The sequence below is a fragment of the Kitasatospora sp. cg17-2 genome (genome assembly GCF_054031055.1).
In genome coordinates this window covers 9,724,655-9,731,581 of sequence record NZ_CM132923.1, presented here as the reverse complement: position 1 = coordinate 9,731,581, position 6,927 = coordinate 9,724,655, and the positions used below count along the sequence as shown (strand labels likewise).

General features: G+C 71.0%; 5 protein-coding genes and 1 pseudogene. 2 read left to right on the top strand and 4 right to left on the bottom strand.

Translation table 11 applies throughout. The features are described from left to right. The first annotated feature begins 1,079 nt into the window (after nucleotides 1-1,079). Nucleotides 1,080-1,229 (top strand): hypothetical protein, encoded by a 150-nt coding sequence (locus ACW14Y_RS40755; RefSeq protein ID WP_456985395.1) that lies wholly within the window; start codon nucleotides 1,080-1,082, stop codon nucleotides 1,227-1,229. Nucleotides 1,230-1,810: 581 nt separating this feature from the next. On the opposite strand, the gene ACW14Y_RS40750 is transcribed toward ACW14Y_RS40755, so the two are convergent. Then, nucleotides 1,811-1,933, bottom strand: coding sequence for a hypothetical protein (locus ACW14Y_RS40750; RefSeq protein WP_456985394.1), 123 nt, complete (start codon nucleotides 1,931-1,933; stop codon nucleotides 1,811-1,813). Nucleotides 1,934-2,310: 377 nt separating this feature from the next. On the opposite strand from ACW14Y_RS40750, the gene ACW14Y_RS40745 reads away from it, so the two are divergent. Then, entirely contained in the window at nucleotides 2,311-4,101 is a 1,791-nt protein-coding gene (locus ACW14Y_RS40745; protein WP_456985393.1) for an RICIN domain-containing protein, read from the top strand. A 477-nt stretch (nucleotides 4,102-4,578) separates the two neighbouring features. Here ACW14Y_RS40745 and ACW14Y_RS40740 read toward each other — a convergent pair whose 3' ends face one another. The 3 genes and pseudogenes from ACW14Y_RS40740 to ACW14Y_RS40730 all read right to left on the bottom strand — a co-directional run bounded on the left by ACW14Y_RS40740 (nucleotide 4,579) and on the right by ACW14Y_RS40730 (nucleotide 6,917). Then, nucleotides 4,579-5,502 (bottom strand): helicase associated domain-containing protein, encoded by a 924-nt coding sequence (locus tag ACW14Y_RS40740; protein ID WP_456985392.1) that lies wholly within the window; start codon nucleotides 5,500-5,502, stop codon nucleotides 4,579-4,581. 181 nt (nucleotides 5,503-5,683) lie between these two features. Continuing rightward, a pseudogene (locus ACW14Y_RS40735) lies at nucleotides 5,684-5,833 on the bottom strand (hypothetical protein); the annotation flags it as partial. A gap of 547 nt (nucleotides 5,834-6,380) precedes the next feature. Further along, a complete protein-coding gene (locus tag ACW14Y_RS40730; protein ID WP_456985391.1) occupies nucleotides 6,381-6,917 on the bottom strand; it encodes a DEAD/DEAH box helicase in 537 nt (178 codons plus the stop codon). Nucleotides 6,918-6,927: the final 10 nt, after the last annotated feature.

The window sequence follows — 6,927 nt, the reverse complement described above, 5'->3', positions numbered from 1 at the left end:
GGCGGGCGGTGCGGGGTTGGGCGAATTCGCCGGTGGCGAATTCGTGGGTGTGTGCGGGTGGTTGGTGGCGGGGGTTGGGCGTCGCTGCGCTCCGCCTTTCCGGTGGCTTTCTCCCGGGCCTACGGCCCGTCAACCTGTCGACTTTCCGGTCTTGTTGGGCCGGTGTTTTTCACGGCCCTATGGGCCGATTGACTGGCAGGGTTTCCCGGGCTGCGCCCGGGGGTGGGCGTTGACGATGTGACGCGGAATTCGGGTAGCGGCCCGTCCCTCCGGCCGGGCGGGGTGCCGGCCGGGGCCTGCGGCCCTCGGCGTTGACGATGTGTCGCGGACTTCCGGTATCAGTCACACCCTCCCCCTCCCGGCCCCTCCCCCTGCACCGGCCGATGGCCGGTCCGCCGCCTGGTTACTGGGCTGGCAGCCCATCCGGTACCCCCTGGGGCGGGGCCTGCGGCCCTCAGGGGCAACCTCCGGACCAACCGGTCCCGGCTCGGGCCTCCCCGGCCCCGGCGGTGGGCCCTCACGTGCCCCCCTGGCGGCCATCCCTGACGGGCCCTCAACCACAGACTCCCGGCCGGAACCCGAGGCGAATCCGGCAGCGTTTCACCGGCTTCCGCACAGCCCTATCCCACCGGTTCCACGGCGGGCGTCGGAGGAGAACAGACAACCTCGCGGTGACCATCCTTCACGGATCTATCAGGCCGCACTCGCGACGGGAATCCGAATACCCTCCCACTCCCTTTTCGGCGGCAATCCGAAACCCTTCCTTGGCGCAGCGGCAGGGAATCGAATTCAGGCACCCAGAAAAAGGGCCTACGGCCCTCCATGCCGACACGGCGACCGCCCTTCCAGACCGCCCAGGAAATCCCGCACAGCATCACCCAACACCATTCCCGAAGCAGCGACACTCGTTCGAACTGGAAGTTCCCGACTGGCCTACATGCGGCATCCTCAAGATTCGAACAAAAATTCGCCAAGATCCAGAAGTCGGCGCGGAGGCTGTCCCCTAGCACGATTACGCAGTGGGTGGGCTCGGGGAGTCCCCCGCCAGCCCGAACCAACCACCACGCAGGAGACCCGACATGACGCAGCCCGACCCCTGGAAGCGACGCCGCAAGCCCCGTCGCTGGCCCACCAGCCAATCCCTCGTCAACCGCGCACTGCTCGGCGCCGCTTCCGCCGCCGGCGCCCTGCCTCTCACTCTCCTCCTCCAGTGGCTCACCACCCGCTGAACCTGCTAGGGCACGCCACCTGGACACCCCGCGACAGCGCCACCTTCGCAACGAGCACGGCGACACCAGCTGGCACCCGAAGCCCCGCCCCGTCACCCCACATCGCCACGGGTGACGGGGCAACCTCCCGTCACAACGGCATCACCCCAGCTCAGAGGCCAGCCCTGGCAACCACTCCGGGAGTGGGACCACCTCCCGAGCCCGCGCCACACAGCACTCGCCGATGTCCCACACCGTGGCCAACACGTGAAGATTTGACACCCCAGCAATCTCCCAAAAAATCGAACACTCCCACTGGGCCGCCCCAAGTCTGCAAGTTCAATCTGCCTTCATGCCGCTACAGAAATCCGCTCCGCAAAATAGCCGAACGGAGCTATCAGAGGAATTCACCCCGGATACGGGCCCGACAATGCCGCGCCGACCCCGTCGGCGGCCGACACGTCCCGCCACCCCGCAAATAACAACACACAGTCACCAAACCCCGCCCCGCACACCTACTCCGCCATCACCCCGACAGGAACGACCAAAGGTCCAGACAACTCGCTGATAGAGGCCATATCGTGCCCACAACGGCCAACAGGTCACACCCAGCGGCCCTTCGCCGGGTGGAGCTTGGCGTGCAGCACGCGGTCCTCCCACCAGAGGTCATCCGGGGTGGAGACCAGCGCAGCCATCTGCTCGCGCCTGGTCGGGGCGGGCAGCATCAGCGGGCCCAAGTCCTTGACGGCGCGGTCCTGTTCGCATTGCGGGCACTCCAGCCGGTCCGGGCCGGCCTTCTCCCGCAGCTCCGGCTTCGAGCCCTACTTCCCACCGATCGAGCCCCGGCACGTCCAGCACGGGCGCAGCTCGGCGTTCGCCGCCCGGGCCGCCTCCAGCCGCGCCTGGGCCTCCCGCTCCAGGCGCTCCTCGCGGTCCTGGTGGCAGGGCCAGCAGCGGCCACCCGGGGCTTGTGCTGGAGGGTTCACCCAGTGGGGTACGAGGTGCCGGCCAATTTCGTGGAACGTGCCCTGCTGCCTCTTGTTGATCTTTACGCTGGCGACTGCGCCGATGCACCATGTGTCGGCGGGGAGGGGAGCCGGTCGTGACGGATCTGCGGACGTACCACTACTACGCCCTGCACGAGGCGGACTGGAGTACGAGTGAGTACTGGGCCGTGTCGGCGATCTCCCCGGAGTCGGGCGAGGTGCTGGGCACGCTGACCAGCCGCAACGCGGTCGGAGGCGGGCTGGGGCGGGGCTTCCTGTGCCCGAACTCCCAGGGCACCCACCTGTACGTGGGCCTGAACGACGGCGTCCACCTGGTGGAGACGGACACCCTCACCGAAGTGCTGGACGAGGAGGTGGACCGCGGCACCGGGCAGCTGCTGGACGAGCCGGTGTGGGACGCGGTCATCGACCAGCGGCGCGAGCGGCTCTACGTCGCGGTCGGCACCGGTGACATCGTCGAGATCGACACCACCACCAACACCGTGCTGCGCCGACTGAAGAACGAGGACGTCTACACGAGTATCGCGGTCTCCCCGGACGGCACGCGGCTGTACGCGGGCAGCTCCGACGGCGCGCCCACGGTGAAGGTGCTGGACCTGGCCGACGGGACGGTGACCGCCACCGTCGAGCTGGCCGGTTTCGCGTACGGGCCGGCCGGGGTCAGGGTCGTGCTGAGCGAGGACGGAACGCTGCTCTACACCTTCAACAGCTACCGCGAGAACTCCCTGGCCGCGGTGGACACCGCCACGCTGAAGGTGGTGGCCCGAGGGAGCGGGTACACCGCAGCAGTGTGCCCCAGCGGGGACGGGCAGCGCGTCTACGCCGCCATCGGCCCCAGGTACCGCTACGAGGGTGTCGTCCTGGCGGCGCGGACCCTGGAGAAGCTCGGGACCTTCCCCGTGACCGCGGAAGGGGAGCAGTCGGTGCCGGAGGTCGGCGCGATGACGGCCGGCCCCGACGGCGCGGTGTGCGTGGGCACCGTCGGCGGGTTCGTCATCGCCACCCCCGCGGGCGACGGCCAGTGGGAGCACCAGCACGTCACGGCCTCGGGCTCCAAGTGCACCGCAATGGTGGCGGCGGCAACCACCCGCTACCGCGACCCGGTACCCGCGCGGCCCGCCCGCACGGTCGGCGTGATCAAGAAGAGCGCGCCGGCCTACTTCCACCGCGTCGAGTCCGGCCAGATGGCCGAGAACCTCTACGCCGTCAACTTCGAGCCCGGTGAGCGGCTGCCGGAGACCACCGACGTGGTGCAGGGCCGCTACGAACGAGGGGCCCACACGACCGGGTGGGGGGTCTCCTCCAGGGGGGTGGTGGCCAACTACATCTGGTACCCGATGCCCTTCTTCGGCGGCCGCTACAAGTACTTCTACTACGTGCCGTTCTGGGGCATCTACATCGACGGCGACGACATCACCTGGGACGACGCGGCCAGCGCCGCCATCCCCACCCAAGCCGCCCTAGTCGCCCGACACAGCGGCAAGCTCGTCGAGATCGCCGGCACCGGCGCCGAAGGCCTCGCCGACGGAGCCAGGGCGCAGCAGTGGGAGCGCCGCGACGCCGACAACCAGCGGTTCACCTTCGAGAAGGTGGAGGGCGGCTTCTACCGGATCACCGCCCGGCACAGCGGCAAGGTCCTGGAAGTCGCCGACGCCAGCACCGACAACGGTGCCGCCGTGCGGCAGTGGGAGTGGAGCGGCGGCGCCCACCAGCAGTGGCGCCCCGAGCCGGTCGGCGACGGCTGGTACCGCCTGGTCGCCCGCCACAGCGACAAGGTCCTGCAGATCGCCCTCGGCAACGACGGCACACGCAACGGCGCGCCGGTCCGCCAGCAGGAGTGGAGCAACGCCGACCACCAGAAGTTCCGCCTCGACCCCCAGATCTGAACACCACGCTCCGGCAAGGCCATCGCCCTGCCGGAGCCCGCGGTTCAAAACGGGATCGCTCACCAGCACCTACCGATATCGCCCATGCGACAAGTCGTCCACCGCAGGTCAGCGACCGACCCGGACAACCCGGTCAGGCCTCGATGAGACAACCCTCACCCGTCAAACCCCGGCGAGACCCGCCAATCACACCCGACCGGTAACCGACCACGCTCCCAGCCCTGTCCCAGCACCAACGCGCACCGCCTCCACCGGTCCTGCACGGTCCTCGTCCCTGCCCGAGCCGGCACCGGCCCCACCCGCCGCTGGCAGCCGGCCCCTGCTCCTCGAACACGGCTCGGCAGACCGCGTGTGGCACACGTACTGCGCGTACCAGGACACCTTCGGCTGCTGGGTGGTGGTCACTCGTCTCCTTCCAGGGAGCGGGCCGTCCCGGCCCGGGGTGGGCCGGGACAGCGGGCGTTGGTCAGGGGCGGGTCAGCCCGCGACGGTCTCGGCGTGCCGGGTGAGCGCGTCCAGGAGCGCGGCCTGGTGGTCGGTCAGCTTGCCCTCGGTGCGGGCCTTGTCCTGCTTGCGCAGCCAGGTGCCGGGGCGGAACGTCAGGTCGTCGCCAAGGCCGGTGCGGTTCGCCGGGCCGTCCAGGGTGCCGCCGGCGGCGAGGTAGGCGAGCAGGCGGCGGTACGACCTGTTCCAGTCCGGCTCCAGGCGCCACAGCTCGTCCAGGCCGTCGAGCTTCGCCACCTGGTCGCCAGTGAGGTTGTCGGCCTTGCGCTGGCGGCGCATCCACGCGCCCACCGCGTAGCCGTCCAGCTTGGCGGTGGCGGGGACCGCGAGGTGGCCGTGCTGGTGGTGGAAGGCGGCGGCGTAGGCGTGACCGCGTTCCCAGGCGTTGGCGTTCTTCGACCAGATCATGCCCAGCGCGTCCAGCTCGGACACCCGGACCGGGTCGAGCAGGTGCTGGCCGTTCAGGTGGCGCTGGCGGGCGAGCCAGGAGATCAGCTCGGCGTGCTCGGTCTTGTCGGTGGGGTCGAGGTGGCCGTGCTCGATGTGGAACCGGGCGGCGACGGCGTGCATGCGCTGCCACTCGACCGCGCGCGGGTTGAACGCGCGCAGCTTGACGGTCTGGAGGATCCGGGCGGCGTGCTGGCGGGCGTTGATCTTCAGCCACTCGATCGGCGACTCGGCCGGGGCCGGCTGCTGCTCCCCCTCGCCGCCGGGCTCGGCGGCCTTGCCCTCGGCCGGCTTGGCCGCGGTGGTGTGCGCGGTGCCCTGCGAGCGTGCGCCGCGCAGTTCGGTGATCCGGCCGACCACCCGGGCGTCGTGCGCGGCCAGGGCGCGCAGGACCCGCCAGATCGTGCGGAACGAGCTGGCCTCGATCTCGGTGTCGGCCTCGGCCTTCACGGCTTCGCCGGCTGTCGTGGACCTCGGCCGGGTCCGCGGTGGCGGTGTCGTCGCCGACCTCCGGCGTCGGGAGGTAGACCGGGATGACGACCCAGGAGACCTTGCCCTGGCGGTAGGACTGGCGCAGCGCGCGGCCGACGGCCTGGACGATGTCGATGACCGAGCTCTTGGGGTCGGCGAAGCAGATGGCGTCCACGGCGGCGACGTCGATGCCCTCGGTCAGGAGTCGGCTGTTGCAGAGGATGCCACACTCCTCGCCGTCCTCGCCGGTGTGGGCCTTGAACTCGGTGAACGCGGCCCGGCGGTCCTTGAGGCGGTCGGTGCCGGCCACCGCCTTCGCCCAGATCCGCTCCGGGCGCTCCGCGTCCTCGAGCAGCTCCGAGGTCTCCAGCAGGGTGTTCGCGAACTCGGGCCGCGCTGACGCGGGAGTGGAAGGTGATGACGCGGCGCAGGCCGAGGTCGGCGACCGCGCGCAGCACCGCGATCTGCAGGGCCAGGCGCAGCAGTTCCTCGTTGCTGCGCTGGGAGCGCAGGTCGGCGACGGCCGGGAGGTTGAGGAGCTCGCGCAGGTCCTCGTCGGTGACGACGGGGACCAGGACGCGGTAGTCGGCGAGGTAGCCGTGCTCGATCCCCTGTCCGAGGGTCCAGGTGAACACGGTCCTGCCGTAGATGCTCTCGTCGTCCATGGAGCACAGTGCGGGCAGCGCCTGGCCGTCGGCGTTCGTGAGGTCGGCCAGGCCGTCCTTCGCGCGCCGGTCGTCGGCGATCCGCGGGGTCGCGGTGAAGTACAGCCGGCCGCTTCGCCGGGACCTGGTCGTCGGCGTGGACGGCCGCCCACGCCTTCCCTTCGGCGCCGGCCGTACGGTGCGCCTCGTCGATCACCACCAGGTCCCACTGCGCCAGGCCGAAGTCGCGGTGGGCCTGGACGATGCGCTCCAGGCTCGCGTAGGTGGCGTACACGGTCGCCGGCCGCCGGGCTTCGCGGCGGCGACCAGGTCCGCGATCCGCGGCGCCTGCGTCGACACCTCCGCACGCACCCGCCCGCCCGCCTCCGCGCTCTCCAGCGCCTCCTCGCGCGAGCACGCCGCCACCGCCAGCCCGCGGCGACCGCCCCGCAGCGACCACGCCTCGGCGGTCTGCTCCAACAGCTCGATCGTCGGCACCAGCACCAGCACCCGCCCCCGCGCCGCCAGACGCCGGGCGCAGCCGGCCGCAATGAGGGTCTTGCCGGAGCCGGTCGCGGCCACGACGGCGCGGCCGCCGTCGCGAACCTCCTTCACCGCGGCCGCCACCGCGTCTTTCTGGAACCAGTGCAGCGGCAAGGGGTTGAGCGCCCCGGTCGGCTGCTGCGGGACCGGCTGCCCGGCGTCGGCGCGGAACGCGGCCGGCACATCGGCCTCGGTGGTGGTCTCCACGGCGGTGCTT